The sequence below is a fragment of the Mesotoga infera genome, assembly GCA_011045915.1.
Taxonomy (GTDB): domain Bacteria; phylum Thermotogota; class Thermotogae; order Petrotogales; family Kosmotogaceae; genus Mesotoga; species Mesotoga infera_D.
The window spans coordinates 1-17,520 of sequence record DSBT01000260.1; the positions used below are offsets into that span (position 1 = coordinate 1).

The 17,520-nt window shown below is 47.5% G+C and carries 15 protein-coding genes; 8 read left to right on the forward strand and 7 right to left on the reverse strand.

The window, feature by feature from the left end:
* The 3 genes from ENN47_08835 to ENN47_08845 form a co-directional block, all read right to left on the reverse strand.
* A partial coding sequence (locus ENN47_08835) for a hypothetical protein (protein ID HDP78269.1) occupies nucleotides 1-285 on the reverse strand: 285 nt, incomplete at its 3' end.
* 22 nt (nucleotides 286-307) lie between these two features.
* Nucleotides 308-2,047, reverse strand: a complete 1,740-nt coding sequence (ggt, locus tag ENN47_08840; GenBank protein ID HDP78270.1) for a gamma-glutamyltransferase — start codon at nucleotides 2,045-2,047, stop codon at nucleotides 308-310.
* Between the two features lie 32 nt (nucleotides 2,048-2,079).
* Complete coding sequence (locus ENN47_08845) at nucleotides 2,080-3,255, reverse strand: succinylglutamate desuccinylase (GenBank protein ID HDP78271.1); 1,176 nt, start codon at nucleotides 3,253-3,255, stop codon at nucleotides 2,080-2,082.
* A gap of 336 nt (nucleotides 3,256-3,591) precedes the next feature.
* On the opposite strand from ENN47_08845, the gene ENN47_08850 reads away from it, so the two are divergent.
* Nucleotides 3,592-4,533 carry a hypothetical protein gene (locus ENN47_08850; GenBank protein HDP78272.1) on the forward strand — a complete coding sequence of 314 codons (942 nt, stop codon included), beginning with the start codon at nucleotides 3,592-3,594 and terminating at the stop codon, nucleotides 4,531-4,533.
* 1 nt (nucleotide 4,534) lies between these two features.
* Here ENN47_08850 and ENN47_08855 read toward each other — a convergent pair whose 3' ends face one another.
* Complete coding sequence (locus tag ENN47_08855; GenBank protein HDP78273.1) at nucleotides 4,535-5,809, reverse strand: fasciclin domain-containing protein; 1,275 nt, start codon at nucleotides 5,807-5,809, stop codon at nucleotides 4,535-4,537.
* A gap of 528 nt (nucleotides 5,810-6,337) precedes the next feature.
* Here ENN47_08855 and ENN47_08860 point away from each other — a divergent pair.
* From ENN47_08860 to ENN47_08880, 5 genes are all read left to right on the forward strand, one after another.
* Nucleotides 6,338-8,104 carry an ATPase gene (locus tag ENN47_08860; protein ID HDP78274.1) on the forward strand — a complete coding sequence of 589 codons (1,767 nt, stop codon included), beginning with the start codon at nucleotides 6,338-6,340 and terminating at the stop codon, nucleotides 8,102-8,104.
* A 79-nt stretch (nucleotides 8,105-8,183) separates the two neighbouring features.
* Complete coding sequence (locus tag ENN47_08865; GenBank protein HDP78275.1) at nucleotides 8,184-9,101, forward strand: ABC transporter ATP-binding protein; 918 nt, start codon at nucleotides 8,184-8,186, stop codon at nucleotides 9,099-9,101.
* A 9-nt stretch (nucleotides 9,102-9,110) separates the two neighbouring features.
* Nucleotides 9,111-10,274, forward strand: coding sequence for an ABC transporter permease (locus ENN47_08870; GenBank protein ID HDP78276.1), 1,164 nt, complete (start codon nucleotides 9,111-9,113; stop codon nucleotides 10,272-10,274).
* Complete coding sequence (locus ENN47_08875; GenBank protein ID HDP78277.1) at nucleotides 10,267-11,331, forward strand: ABC transporter permease; 1,065 nt, start codon at nucleotides 10,267-10,269, stop codon at nucleotides 11,329-11,331. Before ENN47_08870 ends, ENN47_08875 begins: the two co-directional genes overlap by 8 nt.
* Before the next feature lie 93 nt (nucleotides 11,332-11,424).
* The gene (locus ENN47_08880) at nucleotides 11,425-12,618 is read left to right on the forward strand and encodes an FprA family A-type flavoprotein (GenBank protein ID HDP78278.1); all 1,194 of its coding nucleotides are present in this window, start codon (nucleotides 11,425-11,427) and stop codon (nucleotides 12,616-12,618) included.
* Nucleotides 12,619-12,753: 135 nt separating this feature from the next.
* On the opposite strand, the gene ENN47_08885 is transcribed toward ENN47_08880, so the two are convergent.
* Genes ENN47_08885 through ENN47_08895 form a run of 3 tightly spaced genes read right to left on the reverse strand, consistent with a single transcriptional unit; the run spans nucleotide 12,754 to nucleotide 15,819 of the window.
* On the reverse strand, nucleotides 12,754-13,737 hold the full coding sequence (locus ENN47_08885; GenBank protein ID HDP78279.1) for a 2-hydroxyglutaryl-CoA dehydratase: 984 nt from the start codon (nucleotides 13,735-13,737) through the stop codon (nucleotides 12,754-12,756).
* Nucleotides 13,738-13,747: 10 nt separating this feature from the next.
* On the reverse strand, nucleotides 13,748-14,836 hold the full coding sequence (locus ENN47_08890) for a hypothetical protein (GenBank protein HDP78280.1): 1,089 nt from the start codon (nucleotides 14,834-14,836) through the stop codon (nucleotides 13,748-13,750).
* The gene (locus ENN47_08895) at nucleotides 14,833-15,819 is read right to left on the reverse strand and encodes a hypothetical protein (GenBank protein HDP78281.1); all 987 of its coding nucleotides are present in this window, start codon (nucleotides 15,817-15,819) and stop codon (nucleotides 14,833-14,835) included. Before ENN47_08895 ends, ENN47_08890 begins: the two co-directional genes overlap by 4 nt.
* A gap of 215 nt (nucleotides 15,820-16,034) precedes the next feature.
* Here ENN47_08895 and ENN47_08900 point away from each other — a divergent pair, with 215 nt between their 5' ends.
* Nucleotides 16,035-16,919, forward strand: a complete 885-nt coding sequence (locus ENN47_08900; protein HDP78282.1) for a DUF4382 domain-containing protein — start codon at nucleotides 16,035-16,037, stop codon at nucleotides 16,917-16,919.
* A 122-nt stretch (nucleotides 16,920-17,041) separates the two neighbouring features.
* A partial coding sequence (locus tag ENN47_08905) for a hypothetical protein (GenBank protein ID HDP78283.1) occupies nucleotides 17,042-17,520 on the forward strand: 479 nt, incomplete at its 3' end.

A 17,520-nucleotide genomic window follows, 5' to 3' on the forward strand; every position in this document is an offset into this window, starting at 1 on the left:
GATATCTATGTTGGCAGCCCCAAGGCCCTTTCCACTGGCTCCAACGACCAGCACAAGGGTCTTGAATTGAGAGATGTCTACAGTCTCTACGCTAAGAAGCTTTTCAAAAGTGTATTCCAGCTTGATCATCTTTGCAACTATTGTGAACTGGAGCGCGCCGGGAGATTGCCCGGCCGAAGTAACTGCAACGGGTTCTTCAAGAATACATCCTTGCTCGGTCCCATCTGCAGCAAATCCAACAGACACGACGCCGATAATCAGAAGTACAATAAGTAACCTTTTCAAATCACATCATCCTTTCTATTTCTCAAAATTCCGGTGCTGAAGCAGATCCGCCTCTTCTTATGGAGCCGGCTCCTATCATCAAACCGTTTTCTTCAACAGAAACAAGATTAGGGCCGCCAAAGAAGAGATCGGGGTATGAATATACATTCAGTTGATGCCCAAGAACCTTTTCGAGGAAGTCAAGTGTAGTCTGTGGATAGCCTTCTTCGATTCTAAGATCCTTGTAAGTCGTGTATCCAACGAACTTGGGAGTTCTTATTGCCTGATCCACAGGCATGTTGAAGTCTATAAGGTCAACTGCCAACTGAACCATGGTGGATATTATTCTACCGCCTCCAGGTGTACCGATTACCCAGCGAACCTTTCCATCCTTCTGAATTATTGTCGGACAGATTGTCGTTCTCGGTCTCATTCCACCAGTAAGGTTAATTATATCCCAATCTCTGTATGAAGAAGCGAAGTTGTACATTTCGTTGTTGAAGAAGAACCCTTTGAAATAAACGCTTGTACCGAAGAAGCTCGAGATCGTCTGGGTCCAGGCTACGGCGTTTCCGTCTTTGTCAACAATAGAGAAATGGGTTGTCGATGGCGATTCTTCCACTCCGCTTTCATTAGCGGCTACCGATTCGAGAGCTTCGAGAAGGACCTCTTCGTATGACGACCCATCGGCGAAGGGGTAGGCGTTTCCCTGATAGTCGTAGTAAGAAGCCGGATCGAAGGCCTGTGACAGATCGATTGCCATGAATCTTGTTTTCGCATATTCTTTGCTCATGAAGGCTTCATAAGGAAGATCGTAGAACTCGGGATCGCTTATGTAAGCTCTTCTGTCGACGTCTCCAAGAACCAGCGCCTGCTGAATAATGTGAACTGCCAGAGGATCGTCCCAGCTCATTGCGGGAAGATTGTAGTTCTCAAGAGTATTGAGAACGGCGATAAACTGAGGGCCGGAAACCGGCGGATGTGGAACGTATAAGTCGTAACCTCTGTAAGTCCCGTGAAGTGGTTCTCTTACGATCGCGCCGTACATCTCGAGGTCCGACTTTCTCATGAAACCGCCGACTTCAATCATGAATTCTTCGATCTCATCTGCGAGGCTTCCCGTGTAGAATGTATCGATGCCTTCCTCTTTTATTCTTTCAAGAGTCTCTGCCAGCTGGGGATTTGTGAATACTGACCCGGCTTCCCAGACAAAGCCCTCGTTCAAGAAATCGAAGCCGTTTTCGAGAACAAGTTCGTATTTGTCGGAAGTAGTCTGGGCAAATGTTTCATCGACTATGAAACCATTTCTTGCAAGGTCTATTGCTGGCTGAATGAGATCTGCCAGAGGAAGTGTAGCTCCCAACAGCCAGGCTTCCTTTATTCCGGCAAGAACTCCGGGAACACAGGCTCCCTTCGGAGTGTAATTAGCTTTGCTTAAGGTCAGTCCGAGCTCGGAAAGAGATTCGTAAGAAGCTGCCATCGGGGCTGCGCTCCTGAAGTCGATAGCGAACTTGCTTCCATCGGCCATTGTGATTACGGCATAGCCTTCTCCGCCTAAACCGGACGCGTAGGGTTCGACAACGCCAAGAGCAAAACTTACTGCAATCGCAGCGTCAACAGCGTTGCCTCCCATCTCGAGAATCTTTGCGCCGACTTCGGCTGCGTAATTGTTGACAGCAGCCACCATTCCATTGCTAGAGGCAACGGTTGGAGCAGTTACGGTAGCAAATGATGCCGTAAACGCAAAGGCAATAAGTGTAACGAGTAATACTACTTTTTTCATTCTTTCCCCTCCAATCTAGAAATGTGTGTTTCTCATGAAACTGGATTAAGATAAGTCCCCAGACCATCAACCAGCCCCTCATAGGTCGGAATGTCAGAAAGAAGGATCCTCCTCTCGGGAAACATCATGTTCCAGGAATCTAGCAGAACCCTTATAGTTGAGACATGTCTTGCGACTCTGAGATCTAGAGGATAACCTGTTTCGTCATACGGGGCGAACAATTTACCGTCTTTGGAAGCCTGCAAGTAGAACTTGTCGATTCCCTCTGTAACGAGATCTTCCGTTGTCTTTCCCCGCAGTCTTCCCTGTGAAGGATTTGATACTTCGAGGAGAACGACTTGGGCATCTGAATTATCCCCGATCTCTCTGTGAGTAAGCCCTCTGAGATTGACTGGAGACTCTTCGAGTCTGATGTCGACACCTTCCATCTCGAGCATCATCTGAGTCATAATTGCTAGTTCTGCGGAATCCTGGTGAAAGACGATTGCGTTGTTTACTGGATACTCCGGCGAAGACTCGTGCAGATCGCAAACCAGATCTATTTCCTCTTCGAGCACTAGATTCATAATAGCGGCAGCCACCTTTTCGGTAGAATAACCGTCTTCTCGACCGGGGAAGGTCCTGTTCAGGTTCGAAACTTCTCCGCCTCCCAGCGTGGCCCCCGTCGGGTGAAGATATATTGTCGGATCTGGCCACTGTGAAATGGGATTGGTCCTCCGTGAACCGAATCTGAAGACTCTTTGCGAGCCGTCGGGCAATTGTATTGAAAAGAATTGAGGAGAACCTTCCATTGCGTCATTATGGGTAAAGGCGCTGTGATTTGATCTAGGTATCACATAAATGGTTCCCGAAATTGCAGACACGTTCTCGACAAATACAATTGCTGCAAGAGTGCCGCCGGGTTCGTTTGGATGCGTTCCGCCGAGAAGAAGGAACTTCCCACCTTCTTCTGAGCCGTTGATCACATAGACCTCAGTATCCAGCATCGTGCCTTCAATAGAGGGCAGCCATTCGCTCAACATTCTTATTTCCGTCACGCCGGAGCCGGGAATAATCGGCGGATCTTCCCACATGGAGGTAAATGAAAAGGCAGATAAAACAACAACCACGGCAACAATCGCAATGAAAACAAGGAATTTAAAATGTCTTTTCAATGATACCAACCCTTTCTGCCCCGAAAAACTATCAGAATGAAGAATCCTCACCATCTAAGCGCTCGGCAACAAGAAAACTCCAGAACCTTGAGACTTAATCAGTAATTAGGGGGGCTTAAAAATGATGGATACGATATAATCATTATACTACCTAATCGCACTTAAAATGGTCTTTGCAGAAATATCAACCTATCATTAACCAGGAAGATAGACGACTCGAAATGCCGGGATCTGATTCAGAATTTCCCTTTTTTCACAATTGACTTTGTTCAGTAAGTGATAAGAGAATCGAACTATGTATGTTCAGTGTACAACCATAATCTTGATGCAAGAACTGCGCTCGGGAACCCATACGGGGTAATGCTCTTGCAGATGATCTGGAGGCCGGGGATGAGATGGTTGGGATTCACGATACTGGTCTTGATGACTCTTCTTCTTTTTGTTCAAACGGCAGTTTCGTCGCTTGAACTGGAGAGCTTCATGGTTCCCTTTCTTTCTATCATTGTCGTTGGTTTTGTATGGGAAGCTTTCCGAGAGTTCCCGGCAAAACAACCGGTCTCGAAGATGCTGAAGGAATACCCGATTGTTTTGATAGCGGTTGTTGCGGGCACACTTTCGGCATATGTTGTCAATATCTATCTCGGCCTCGGCGCAATTATTGCAGCTTCACTTGTCGGTCTATTCGGTACTGCCATCGTGAAGAAATATGCTGTAGAAGTCTATTGCGGAGCTTTTGTCGGGATGGTTTCTACCGATGTACTTCATGATTTTGGACATATTGTTATTGCAGGAGCAATTGCGGGAACGGTATTCTTCTTGACCAGGGATGTGTTCAAGGGATACGGCGGAAAGCTTGGCACGATAGCCTTCAGTAGCTGGATACTGGTTTCAACCAGTTCCAGATGCAGGTTGCTCGATGTGCTCGTTGAATTTCGTCATTTTGGAATAAGCATAATGCTCTTCAGTATTGGCGCCGCCGTCCTGACCTATTCATTAAGCATTAGGCTGAAAAACGACCCCGTGTTTGCCTCCTCTCTGGTCAGTCTGCTTGGAGGGCTGCTTCTTCCCGCATTTGGTGCCGAAAACGCGGCAGTAATGGCGGCCGTAGTGATGGCTGCTTCCTTTGTCGGTATGTCTTCCAGAGAGAAGTTAAGGAGCGAAAAGGCAGTTCTCTTCAGTGCGCTGATTATGGGGATAATGTTCATCTATAGCGCGAATCATTTCGGAGGAGCCGGCGGAAAACTGGGAACGCTCGCCTTCGGAAGTGTTGTCTCATCCAGGGGACTGGTGTCCCTCGGAAAGATGATTATCCGAAAGAGAGCTGTTAACTAGACTAGTGTTCGATTATCAAGGGAGATTCGATTACATGGATTACTCCGTCTCTGCACAGAATATCTCTTTCGACTATCGGGATTCCGTTAATTGTGGACTGATCACTTATCCTTACGGTCAAGGGCTTTCCATTTGCCGCAAATATTGTCCGAGCGATCCTCAGTTCAGAGTGGAGGTATTCGTTTGGAACGACGTGAAAAGCGAGCAGTTTTTCCAGGGATTCTCGGTCGCTGGAAACCAGGTTAATATCCACTTCAAGATTGAGTAGCGCCTCATTTGGCACAGCAAAGACGGTGATACGATGCTTCTCATTCGAGCGGATATCTGGATCCAGTGTTTCGAGAAGCGTCCGCATGAGAGCGAATCCCTTTTCTTCTAGAGTCTCATTGATTGATGGCAGGTTTCTCCGTGAATTCCGAGGGAACATCACATGATCGATAACGTGTATGATTCCGTTTCTTGCCTCTATATCGGGCACGCTTATCAGAGTGTTCTGCACGCAGAGTCCTGACTCAGCCACTTTCACCTCAATTATCTCTCCCTGCAGCGATCTCACTTCGTTTTCAAAGATTAAATCACCGGTTGTGAAGAGACCTTCCGATATGTGATAAAGAAGCACCTCCCTTAGCCATTCCGGGTCACTCAGTAGAGCTTCCATCGTTTCACATGGTATTCTGGCAAAGGCGAGATCGCTCGGCACGAAGACGGTCATCGGACCCTCACCTTTCAAAGCATCCACTACGGCCGTCTCTTCAAAAGCAGACATCGCCACGTCCAGTATTCCTGTATTCCTCATTACCTGGGCAATGTCCGGCTCTTCACGGGGGAATATCACAGAATCTATCACATGAATCATGCCGTTCGATGCCTGGATGTCCCTGACCACTATTGTTGAACCGTCAACTCTTACGCCGCCTCTGGAATCGATCGAAAGTGACTGACCGAGAAGCGTCTCAAGTTCTGGATTCTGGACGATCATGCTAGAGCACAGGCTTCCACGAACTATGTGGAATAGAAGGACTCTCCGCATAAAGGGCCGATTGTCTGAAAGATCTTCTGCAGTCCTTCCCGGCAGCTGCAGAAAGGCGTTGTCCTCAGGCGCAAACAATGTGAAGGGTCCCGGACCAGAGAGAAGATCATCAAGTCCCGCAACCTGAACCATTTCGGCAAGGGTACTCAGCTGTTCAACATCGTGCAGGGTTGAAAAAATATCTTTCTGTCCAAATGCCATTACTACCGTAAGAAGCAGAATCAGCAAAACTATTCTCTTTCTCATCGCTACACCCTCCCTTCCGGTGCAAGAAGAGCCGGCCTACATCTGGATTTTACAACGAATATCTAGTTTTTCGCAGCGAGGAGAGGTGTGAGCAAATGAAAACGGGAGGCGGGCAATCTTCACCCGCCTCCCGGAGTAGGTTATTAGAGGAACTACTTCTTCGGTTTTTCTTTCTTGGTTTCTTTTCTTGCTTCTTTCTTAACTTCTTTCTTCTTGTCCGCCATACTGGACACCTCTTTTTCTCGCGGCTCATGTCCGCATCAATTGAATTCTAGCACTGTTCCCTGCAAGTTGCTTCCAATATTTATCCTGCTATGAAAAGTATTGGAATCAAAACACATTGCTCCAACCGGGAGGAACAAACAGAGACATCTTCGACTCGAAGAGAAGTTGTATTTGAGCGAGGGCCGCCATAAGGTTCAAGTTGCCGGCCATACGCTTGAATTGTACGATCTTCACTTAAGTGAAAGGAAACTAATCGACCTGCAAGTATAATATACTTACATTGAATTGAGGAGGCCACGATCAATGAGGAGTATTTTGATTAATGGTGAAGTAGCATACAATGCTTCTTCTCAAATACTTAACAGCGTCACCTTCAAAGAGATTCTTGCAGAGTTGATAAGGGACTCGGAAGAAAAGAAGAATTCGCTTCTTTCATTGTTCGAGCCGTTCTTGAAGAATACAGATACGGTGGATATTTCCAGAAAGTACGATATCGAGGGGATTATAGAGCTTCTTCTTGCACTCACGATCGATCCGATTGAGAAGATTGACGGTTCGCCGTATTACTCCTTCCCGAAGATGAGCAACAAGAAGGAACTTCTTGTTAGATTTGTCGAGAGCTTGTTTTCTCTGTGGAGAAACAAGCACAGATTCATAGTAAAGAGAGATGAGTACACCCCGAATCGCTTCGATAGAATTTTCAAGCAGATGGTTCTAGTAAGAACCAACACTGACCTCAAGGGTTTGGTACTCAGCCTTTACAGGCAGATATTGATAAATGTTTCCGATATAAGGCTGAAGATTCTCAGACAGGAGCCGGGTGGCGCTCAGGTGGGATTCATTGTCGATCGTCCCGAAGTAGATGAGAGAGTTAGGGTAGCCGGAGCAGACTTTCTGTACGACATGGCATGCGTCTGGAGCATAGTCTTTGAACCGCCGGTAATCTTCTATACCAGGTCAAACAAAAGACAGGGATTGTTTAAGGTCTATGACAAGCCAATTTTAGGAAGACTGAATATTTCTTCGGGAAAAGACTGGTTCTTGTTCCCCATTCACGTAGGCTCCAAACTTGTCTTCGTGGTGGTAAACAAAGAGTACCTGGCTCTGGCCGCCGGTCTCGGGAATCTATTCGAGCTCGCAAGTTTCGATATCGTCAGGCACAAGAAACCCGATGGCATATACGTTTTGGGATTAGACAACTCTCTCTTCGAAGAGAGAGGGGACTTCAACGGAGTTATTTACAGAGAAGACGACGGCACTTATGTCGGAGTAGTCGGAGACGATCCCGTGATCGACTATTTCGGGTATATGAAGAAGATGATACTCACGATTCACAATCTTCTTGTTATCGACGAAGGAAGGTTGCCGATTCACGGCGCCCTGGCGAATATAAAACTTAGGAATGGGAAGAAGGCCAACGTAATGCTGATCGGAGACAGCGGAGCCGGTAAGTCCGAAACCCTCGACGCTTTGAACAGGCTTTCTTCGGAAGTATCCGAGGTAAACATCTTGATCGATGACATGGGATCTCTGGACATAACTTCATCCGGTTCTGTGGTCGCTTACGGTACTGAGACGGGAGCCTTTGTGCGTCTCGATGATCTTCAGCCTGGGTACGCATATTCAACGATGGATCGAAGCATATTCATGAACCCTAACGAGATAAACGCCAGGGTGATTGTCCCCTATTCCAACTATACGGAGATCATTAAGCCGACAAAGATTGATTATTTCCTCTATGCAAACAATTTCGACGAGAACACCGAGGACGACCTTCGCATTTTCAGCGACCCTTCCGAAGCGGCGGAGGTCTTTTCGAGCGGCGCCAGGATGGCCAAAGGGACTACATCCGAGAAGGGTCTGACTTACAGTTACTTCGCGAATCCTTTTGGAGCAATTCAAAGGCGGGATAAACACGAGGTAATAGCCGATCGCTATCTAAAGGCCATGATGGAAGCGGGGGTAACGGTTGGAGAGGTCAAGACGAGGTTAGGAATACCGGGATTCGAGATGGACGGGCCTCTGCGGGCCGCTAAGGCTATGTTGAAGGCTATAGACGAGCAGGATTGAGATAGAGCTGACGCCTGCTACAGCTGGTAGAATCTATAGTATTGGCAAGGACAGACGTATCGATTGGGTGGTGAAAGCTGTGTCGAAAAATGTAATTGAAGTGATGAATCTCCGGAAATATTATGGGGACACGAAGGCAGTTGACGGAATAGAATTCGATCTCATTGAGGGAGAAGTACTGGCCATTTTAGGTCCCAACGGCGCCGGCAAGACCACAACCGTTGAGATGCTTGAGGGGCTGAGAAAACCCGACGAAGGCACTATTGAGTATTTCGAAGAGAGACTCCCTCCTTCCAGCGAAAGGGTGAAGGAGGAGATCGGCGTTCAGCTCCAGTCGTCGAGTTTTTTCGAGTATCTCTCTGTCAAGGAAACTCTTGACCTCTTCAGAGGTCTATACAGGAAGAGTATTCCATCAAGAGATCTGATCAAAGAGGTATCTCTCGAAGATAAAGAGAAAACCTACACCAAGAATCTTTCGGGAGGACAGCTCCAGAGGTTGGCAGTTGCAGTGGCTCTAGTAAATGATCCGAAAGTAGTGTTTCTTGATGAGCCCACCACCGGACTGGATCCTCAGGCCAGAAGAATGCTGTGGGAGACCATATTGGCCCTGAATAAGAAGGAAAAGACAATAATTCTTACGACTCACTATATGGAAGAGGCAGAGAGATTGGCCGACAGAATAATCATAATGGATTACGGAAAGATTATCGCTAGAGGGACTTTGGATGAGCTCATTGACTCTATCGACGCGGAGAATATTGTCACTTTCGGTGTTCAGGGAGAGGATCCCGTACCAGGGGAATTTCTGGATATGGAAGCTCTTCAACATGTTGAGAATCGCGAGTATTCGGTGACAACGAGGGATGTGGAGAGAATTCTGGGCAGGCTTTTCGAGAGATCGAAGAAATTTGGCCTGCTCCTGGACGACGTTACGATTCGAAAGCCCAATCTGGAGGACGTCTTTATCACCCTTACCGGCAGAAAACTGAGGGACTGAGGTGATTCCATGAGCAGATTGTGGAATTTCACGTCAGGGCTTTTCAAGAGCGAAATCAGAGAGTTCCAGGTGATGTTCTGGAGTTTCATATTTCCGTTGATTCTCTACTTCATTCTGACGTCGGTTTTTGGGTCCTTTTACGGGAGCGGCACACAGGGAGTGAGTTTCAGAGTGGGGATTGTGAGGGAGGAGAATCTTGCGGGATTTGGAAAGATTATCGACGAAGTAATTGAAGGGATCTCCTCGGAGAGCGGTCCGTTTGTCAAGAAGGAGTACGGGTCAATCGATGAAGCTCTAGTTGATCTTAGGGAGGGAAGGCAGGATATCGTGCTCGTTATTCCCGCCGGGACCAACGCCAAGATGACAAGCGCGCTGGCGCTCAAGATGGGCGAGGTGCCGCTTCGAGTTCACTATATCAGCGGCAAGGAATCGTCCACAATCGCTTCGAGCATTATCGAGGAAGTGATAAACGAAGTGAATCTCGAGATCGAACGGCGGGGCAAAGGGGATTTCATGAACATTGTCACGGAGACGAAAGTTATCTCGGCAATCGAAGAGAAGGCCTTTGATTACAAAGAGTACATCTTTCCGGGAGTCGCTTTGATGATGATTCTCTCGGTGGCTCTATTCAACAGCCCTATAGGTCTCATTCAGTACAGAGTCTCCGGGGTGAATAAGAAACTCTACACAACTCCCTTGAGATCTCTTGAATACTTCGCGGGCCACTTCTTCAAACTGATAATAACTATGCTGATCTCATTGGTGCTTCTATATCTTGTAGCCGCTTTCGTCTACAGGGTTGGCGGTTCAATCTTCGATATCAGGTTCATCCTGACCCTGCTCTACTCAATGATTGTTGCGGTATCTTTTGGCCTGATGCTAGCTTCCTTTTCGAAGAAGCTATCAACGGTTACCGTGCTGGGGCAGACTCTGTACCAGATAATGATGTTTCTCGGGGGCCTTTATTTCCCCGTATTTGATCTCCCGTGGGGGATCCGTTGGTTGGTCTACGCATTACCGACCACCTATCTTGTTGAGCTCAGCAGAAGGGTAATGGGCTACCAGTTCGCACCGCTTTCGGTGGGCTGGCTGATAGCGGTACCCCTGATCTGGACTACATTCTCACTGGTCGTTTTTGCCGTGAATTTCAAGAAGGTGATGGGCTATGAGTAGAAACAAGTTAGAAGCTGTCTTCATCGCCTTTGCAAAAGAGGCGTTCAGAAACAAGCTCGAAGTCTTTTTCACTTTATTCTTTCCGATGATATTTCTGCTGCTGTTCGGTTTCTTTTTCGGTGGCTCCAGTGATTATCAGAAGCCATCTCTAGGTCTATATCAGACCGGCGCTTACGATATTTCTCCGATTATTGAGGAGACGGGGGCCTGGAGTCTTAGTTTCTTCGACGACGATAATAGTCTTGAAGAAGCGATAAAGGCTGGGGATGTCTTGCTTGGTGTTACATTCGATGGCGAGAAAATCTCCTATCTCTATCGTGAGGGTGATGTTGGTCAGCTGAGTACAATAGAAATGGCAAGGGCAAGTATCTCTGCGGCCGTTGAGAAGGAGATTAACAATGTGAAGTCGGTGATTGTTGTTGAGAACATTCCCGAGACAGCCGGAAGAGTTCGCGCAACCGATGCCGATTATACGATGTCGGGTGTCGTAGCGATCTCTCTCCTTTCAGCCGGGATGTTTTCGGTGATAAGCGTCTTTGGAAGGTACAGAAAGAGGGGAGTTCTAGATAGATTCAAGATCACTCCGCTCAAACCCATGACTTTCATTCTTGGAAGCACCCTAACGAGATTCCTGGTTAGTCTGGTGTCAATCATCCTGATCTTGATAGTAAGCAGACTTCTGTTCAAGACAGGCTTTCAGATTAATTGGCCGCTTTTCCTAATATCGATAGTCTCATCAACTCTCGGAATGATGGCTCTTGGCCTTTTCCTCACACTTCTCTTCAGGAATCCGGAAACGGCCGACACGGCGGCAAGCATCTTAATGGTGATAATGATCTTCCTCGCTGGCATATACTTTCCCCTTGCATTCTTGCCAGATTATCTAAGAGCCATATCGAGCTTTCTTCCTGTAAAGTACGTGGCAGAAATAATCAGGCATTCGCTCGGAATCGAGATGGTCTCGACAGTGTATTTCCTGGTAACTAATCTAGTTCTTTCGATTAGCGGAATCCTGCTGCTGTACTTCACGGGAAGGAGATATTTGAGCGCATCTTGAGTAACCCGTGAACTTTTCCATTGTTCTTAGGAGACAGGAACAATTGTGATGTTTTTTTCTATATCGACGAAATTCAGAAGGGAGGCTTTTTTGGTGAGTGAAACTGTAAAAATCGAAGAAGGAATCCACTGGATAGGAGTGAACGATTTCGAGACGCATCTCTTCGAGTCGCTCTGGCCCATTCCAAGAGGAGTGTCCTACAACTCATATATTCTGATCGATGAAAAGGTTGTTCTCATTGACACTGTCAAGGGGCCTTTTTTCTCGGCATATCTCGACAAGATAAAGTCGCTTCTTCCTGCTGGAAAGAAGGTCGATTATCTCGTGGTCAATCATATGGAACCCGACCACTCCGGTTCGATCAAAGTCCTTAGAGAGGCCTTCCCTGACATGAGCGTGGTCGGAAATGAAAAAACCATGGATATGCTCGACGCCTTCTATGGAGTGACCGACAATGTGGTCAGGGTTGAAGATGGCGAAGAGCTGAAAATAGGCTCCAAGAGCCTCCGATTCTACATGACCCCTATGGTGCACTGGCCAGAGACAATGATGACACTTGAAAAGACCACGGGCGTGCTGTTTTCCGGAGATGCCTTTGGTGGTTTCGGCGCACTTAACGGAGGGATTTTCGACGACGAAGTTGATGTGGATTTCTTTGAGGATGAAGTTCTCAGATATTTCTCAAACATTGTCGGCAGATACAGCGCAATGGTCCAGAAAGCCTTCGAAAAACTAAAAGGCGTTGATATAAAGGTTATCTGCGCCACTCACGGACCCGTCTGGAGGAAGAACCCTTCAAGAATTCTCGAGCTTTACGATCGCTGGAGCAGACAGGAGACAGAGGAAGGCGTCGTTCTGGTATACGGTTCAATGTACGGGAACACCCAGAAAATGATGGAGGCGGTAGCCTCGGGTCTTGTCGAGGGGGGAGTCGAGAAAGTCAGGGTTCACAATATCTCGACGACGCACATTTCGTTCATCATTAGAGACATCTGGAGATACAAGGGCCTGGTGATGGGAAGTTGTACGTATAATATGGAGCTCTTCCCTCCGATGAAGCAGCTGGTTAGCGCGATAGAGAACAGGATGATGAAGAATCACAAGATAGGTGTTTTCGGTTCCTACACCTGGAGCGGGGGAGCCCTGAAAGAGCTTCAGCAGTTCGCTTCAAAATCAAAGTGCGATCAGGTGGGCCCGGTGATTGAGTCGAAGAGTTGTCCAACGCAAGAGGATCTCGACAAGTGTTTTGAGCTAGGTCTGAACATGGCGGCGGCGATAAAGTCATGAACTAGTGCCTGTCTATTCTGCAAAATCGATTGGTAAGCATTTTGCGAGAATTGTGATCGGCACGGATAATTGAGAGATCTAATTCAACTGAACAGCTCATCCATGAAGATTTCAGAAGGAACGACAAAGAGCCTCTCAAGTGGTAGAGGCTCTTTCCTTTCTTCTTAGCTGCTCCTGCCATTTGCCGCACCGGTCGCCCCAAACTGCTATTATTTCTCCGTCGGCTTTCGCGTTGATTACTTCGCAGCTGTTCGAACAACCGTTGCAGATGAAGCTGGAAGGCCGGAAATCAAGATTTAGATAGTCAAATCCTTTGAAGGAAGATTCCACCGGTTTTCTCTCAATCTCTTCGCGGGCAAGAATTGCGGCGCCTATGGCTCCCATCACATCGTAGTTACTCGGTACAATTACTTCATGTCCGACTGCCTCTTCAAATGCTTTTTTTATTCCTTTGTTGGCTGCCACTCCGCCCTGAAAAACGAAAGGCGGCTCAAGTTTCTTACCTCGACCGAGATTGTTTATGTAGTTCCTGACAAGCGCTTTGCACAAACCCCATATAATGTCGGACTTAGAGAATCCGTATTGTTGTTTCGCTATCATATCGGACTCGGCAAAAACCGTGCATCTTCCGGCAATTCGGACTTCCGTAGTTGCCTGAAGCGCAAGCTCTCCAAACTTCTCAATCGGTACGCCGAGTCTTTCTGATTGATGATCTAGGAAGGAACCGGTTCCTGCCGCGCATACAGTGTTCATGGCAAAGTCGGTCACCATGCCTTCTCTTATCAATATTATCTTCGAGTCCTGGCCGCCTATCTCAAAGATCGTCCTCACTTCTTTGACTTCTCTGAATGCTGCCACCCCGTGAGCGGTAATCTCGTTCTTAACAATATCTGCTCCAAGAAGGACGGCTGCCAGCTGCCTGCCGCTGCCGGTCGTCCCGATGCCCAGGACGGCGGGATCGTTGTGTTCTTCCCTCAGCCTGGAGAAACCAAACTTAACTGCGTCCATAGGTTGACCGTTAGTCCTGACGTAATACTTGAAAACCATCTCGCCTCTTTCGGAAAGCGCCACTATGTTGGTACTTACCGAACCGACATCCACTCCAACAAAAATCTCCACAGAAATCCCCTCACTTGTTCGCGGAAGTGCGTTTGCGCTTAGAGTTTCTAATAAGATCAACAAAAGCCTCTATCCTCGTCAAACTGTTCGCCTTCCCTGTCTGTTCATCTATTGCCAGTGTGAGAACCGGTATGCCGTTCAGTTCGGAAATCCTTGGGATGACGCTTTGAGAGACCAATTCAGGAAGGCATGCAAAAGGCATCAAATGAACAACTCCATCAAAGCCCCTTTTGCTGTAGTCGACTATGTGACCAACATTCTGCTTTGCGTGCCCTCCGATAATAATCTTTATGTAATCCGATCCCATTTTCATTATCTCTTTTTCGCGGCCTCTGCCGAAAAAATTGTGATCGACCCATTCTCCAACGTATTGCGATCTCTCGGCCTCGCAACCCAGATTGCACAGGGTGTTCTCAATTTCCAGGTTTATGCTTGATTCAATTACGACAAAGATCTCCCCCACAACCCCGATGCGTATCTTCTCTTCTTCGGCAACATCATGAACATCGATTGAAGCTATCATATCGCGTGCCAGGGAGTGTGCCTTCCTTACTTCATCAAGGGTCCAACACTTTTCATATTCACCGGAAATCCTCTCGAAGATTTTCTGGGACGTCCCCGTGACTTTCTCGTACGGCATAATCCTATGAATCTCCTTGTCGAATTGATCGAGGTCCCTGAGCATCGTCAGGATAATGCGAGCAACTCCGATGACCTTGGCGAGAGAGTTCTTTCCCTTGATTTTCATGAACTTCGAAATATCGCCCTTCAAATCACGCTTGACGGAATCGAAGATAATTACTTCAACATCATAACCAATTTGATGAAGAGTTCTTTCGTGAAGCTCCCCATAAAAACCGGCGCGGCATGGACCGTGCCCGCCGCTTGAAACTATTATCTCAGCTCCCTTCTCACACGCTTCAATGTAATTGCCCATAAGTACCTTGTACGGGAAACATGCGAATTCAGGGCTATGTTTCGTGCCAAGATCAATTGTCTTCTGAGTGGGTCGCGGAGGAACCACAACATCATGACCCAGCATCTCGAGAAGCTTCCTGTATGCCATCACATTGCCCAAATATGGAAATGAATACTTCATTGCCTTTCTCCCGTCTTCCCGAACTTCCTGCCAAGCATGTCTACGAAGGCCTCAACCCTAGTCTGGAGATGGTTTTCTCCAGTGTGTTCATCTATTCTCAACGTCATGAAGGGGATTCCTGAATCTTCGGATTCTATCTCGAGCAGTCTCCCAAGAAAGGCATCAGGTCCGCAACCGAATGCAGTAATGTGAATGACTCCGTCGACCGAACCTTCCCTGAACATGCTGTAGGCCGCTCCAAGAAGTTTTTCGCTGAAAGTCCAGAAGAGACTCTTCTTCATCTTCTTCACGTGCTTCTTCAAAAGTTTGGGAGGTATCATCTCAAACGTCGTCACCGCTGCTCCAAGCTGCCGCAGTCTCGCAGTCACGTCCATGCTGATGAATTCATCATAGACGTCATAGACGTAACCGAGGAGGCCAATTTTCAGGGAATTGTGACTCCTTTCGAGTGGTGAGCCCGCTCCATCGAGTTCTGCCCACGCCTCCTTGATCGTCTTGCCTTCCAGGCAGAGGTTTCTGAACTTCTTCCATCTCCTTCCTGCTGAATGGCTGGCTCTTCGGATTTCACTTCTGGAGACTCCAAGTTTACCGGCAATGGGATAAATCAACTTTGGCGAAGTGATGTCTTCAGTACTGCTCTGAATGTCCAGTGTGAGCAACTTCGACCTGACGGCCGGGATTCCATGTTCTATCATGTCGGGCAGTCCCATGAACTTGGGGCAGAAGAACTTGCCCTTCTCAACTGAAACCATTCTTGGCACAAATACATAATCAACGCCCTGATCAACCAACCTGAGGACATGTCCGTTGTATATCTTGATTGGAACGCAGATCTCGGGGACAGAAACCCCGATCCCTCTGTCAATCGTCTTCTTGTCGGTCTTCTGCGTTGTGATTACCTCTATTCCGAGTTCTTCAAACAGATGGACCCAGTACGGCCCGTAATAGTAATATAAGAGTGCTCCGGGAATTCCTATTTTCAACTTATCTCTTCCTCACCGACCCGTACCGACAGGGCGTGGCATTTGGCCAATATCAAATATAGCACCCGTTATCGACTGGAACAATGCTGACAATGTAAAAGCTTCCGATCAGGACAAGTTTCGGACTGCTCCTGCGTGCGATTGTTTAATCTCTCTTTAATAACATAGGGGATAGACTCGGTTTATAAGCAAATGAAGAAGGGAGGTTAAAGAAAATGAAAAAGCTACTATTCTTGATTGTCCTGGTCTCCGCGTTTTTCTTCACTGGGTGCGTGGATCTTACTTTACCAGAGGCTGACAGGGGAACGGTGAGAGTTGTTCTTACCGATGCAGTAATCCCTATCGAAGAGATTGACTCTCTTACCGTAAGGATTGAAAGCATAAAGCTCTATGGATCCGAGGAGGTTCCTCCAGACGAATACGAGCCTATTGTGATTGTCGACGAGCCATTTGAAGTAGACATTCTTACTCTTGTGGGAGCGACTTTTGAACTGCCCGACACTACAGGAGTCGTCGGTATATATAACCAGTTGCGGATAGAAGTTTCTGCGGCAACTATGACGGCCAATGAGATAGTCTATCCAGTTACCGTCAACTCTGGATCATTGAAGATAAACAATCTGGGTCTCGAGATTAACGAAGGTTCTGTGACGAATGTTGTTCTTGACTTTGACTTGTCAAAGTCGTTGAAAATCAACGGCCGGTGGGAGGACATAGTCAGTGAGGCCGAGATCTCAGGAGAGAAGAAGAGCCATGAAGACAAGGTCCACATGACGCCCGTAATCCATGTGCGTCACGGAAGCCTCTTCGATGTAACGGGAATTGTCTCTTCGGATCAGTTGCCTCTCCTCGCAGCGCTGTTTCCCGAAGGAGATGGCGAGGCTCTCACGACGTTTACCCATATCGACAATCCGATTTGGGAGGAAGGTGAATTCAGATTCTGCAAGGTCGGTCCCGGGGAATACAGGCTGGAGTTTTTCGACAATTACATGGATGAAGGATTCTCGGTCGATGAAAGCGAATCCAGATATCAGTCCCTTTCAGTTACCGTTGTAGACAAAGACGTCGATCTTGGTACAATTGTCTTGGTTGAGAAATAGGTGCATCAAACAGTTAGGTCTCGGTCTGTCCTCAAGGAGTTTGGGTTGATTAACCGGGAAGCGCTAGGGGATTCATCGGTTCAACACTGTCGATGGTTTGCGGAAGTGAAGGTGGAACTCATATGAAGAGAGTCATTTGTCTCGCCTACGCTATTGCTTTGGTGTTTTCAGCCGCACTTTCGGTTGGTACTGTGCTTGAGAGCGAGCAATCTCTGCTTGGTTACCTGGTTGGGGGCGGGGACTTAGAGCTATCAGTCAGCATTACCTTAATTCAGAAGGTGCAGCGGATAGCTGCTGGTGAGATTCTCGCTATCTTTGTTCTTCCCGAAGGGTTGATAAGGGTTGTGACTGATTCCAGAGTAGTCACGCTCTCTTCAGACGGTGAGATTTCCGAAATAACGGAAGCTGCCGAGGCCGTGATCTCATCGGAGGTGAAGATGATTGACGCCTTCTCTCTTGTTTCTTTACAGTCAAGGGAGGAGGTTCGCGGTATCTTTCTGGTACAGGAAGAGAACGGTCACTTCTGGCATGTAATAACTGAGACGATGACCTACAGGTTAGCGAGCAGTTTTGCTTCAACGCTGAGCGTAACGGCAAATGA

Bases quoted from the DNA above. Each gene is read 5' to 3' on its own strand.
- ggt (HDP78270.1), bottom strand. From the start codon at position 2,047: ATGAAAAAAGTAGTATTACTCGTTACACTTATTGCCTTTGCGTTTACG.
- ENN47_08845 (HDP78271.1), bottom strand. From the start codon at position 3,255: ATGGTGAGGATTCTTCATTCTGATAGTTTTTCGGGGCAGAAAGGGTTG.
- ENN47_08850 (HDP78272.1), top strand. From the start codon at position 3,592: ATGAGATGGTTGGGATTCACGATACTGGTCTTGATGACTCTTCTTCTT.
- ENN47_08855 (HDP78273.1), bottom strand. From the start codon at position 5,809: ATGAGAAAGAGAATAGTTTTGCTGATTCTGCTTCTTACGGTAGTAATG.
- ENN47_08860 (HDP78274.1), top strand. From the start codon at position 6,338: ATGAGGAGTATTTTGATTAATGGTGAAGTAGCATACAATGCTTCTTCT.
- ENN47_08870 (HDP78276.1), top strand. From the start codon at position 9,111: ATGAGCAGATTGTGGAATTTCACGTCAGGGCTTTTCAAGAGCGAAATC.
- ENN47_08875 (HDP78277.1), top strand. From the start codon at position 10,267: ATGAGTAGAAACAAGTTAGAAGCTGTCTTCATCGCCTTTGCAAAAGAG.
- ENN47_08890 (HDP78280.1), bottom strand. From the start codon at position 14,836: ATGAAGTATTCATTTCCATATTTGGGCAATGTGATGGCATACAGGAAG.
- ENN47_08900 (HDP78282.1), top strand. From the start codon at position 16,035: ATGAAAAAGCTACTATTCTTGATTGTCCTGGTCTCCGCGTTTTTCTTC.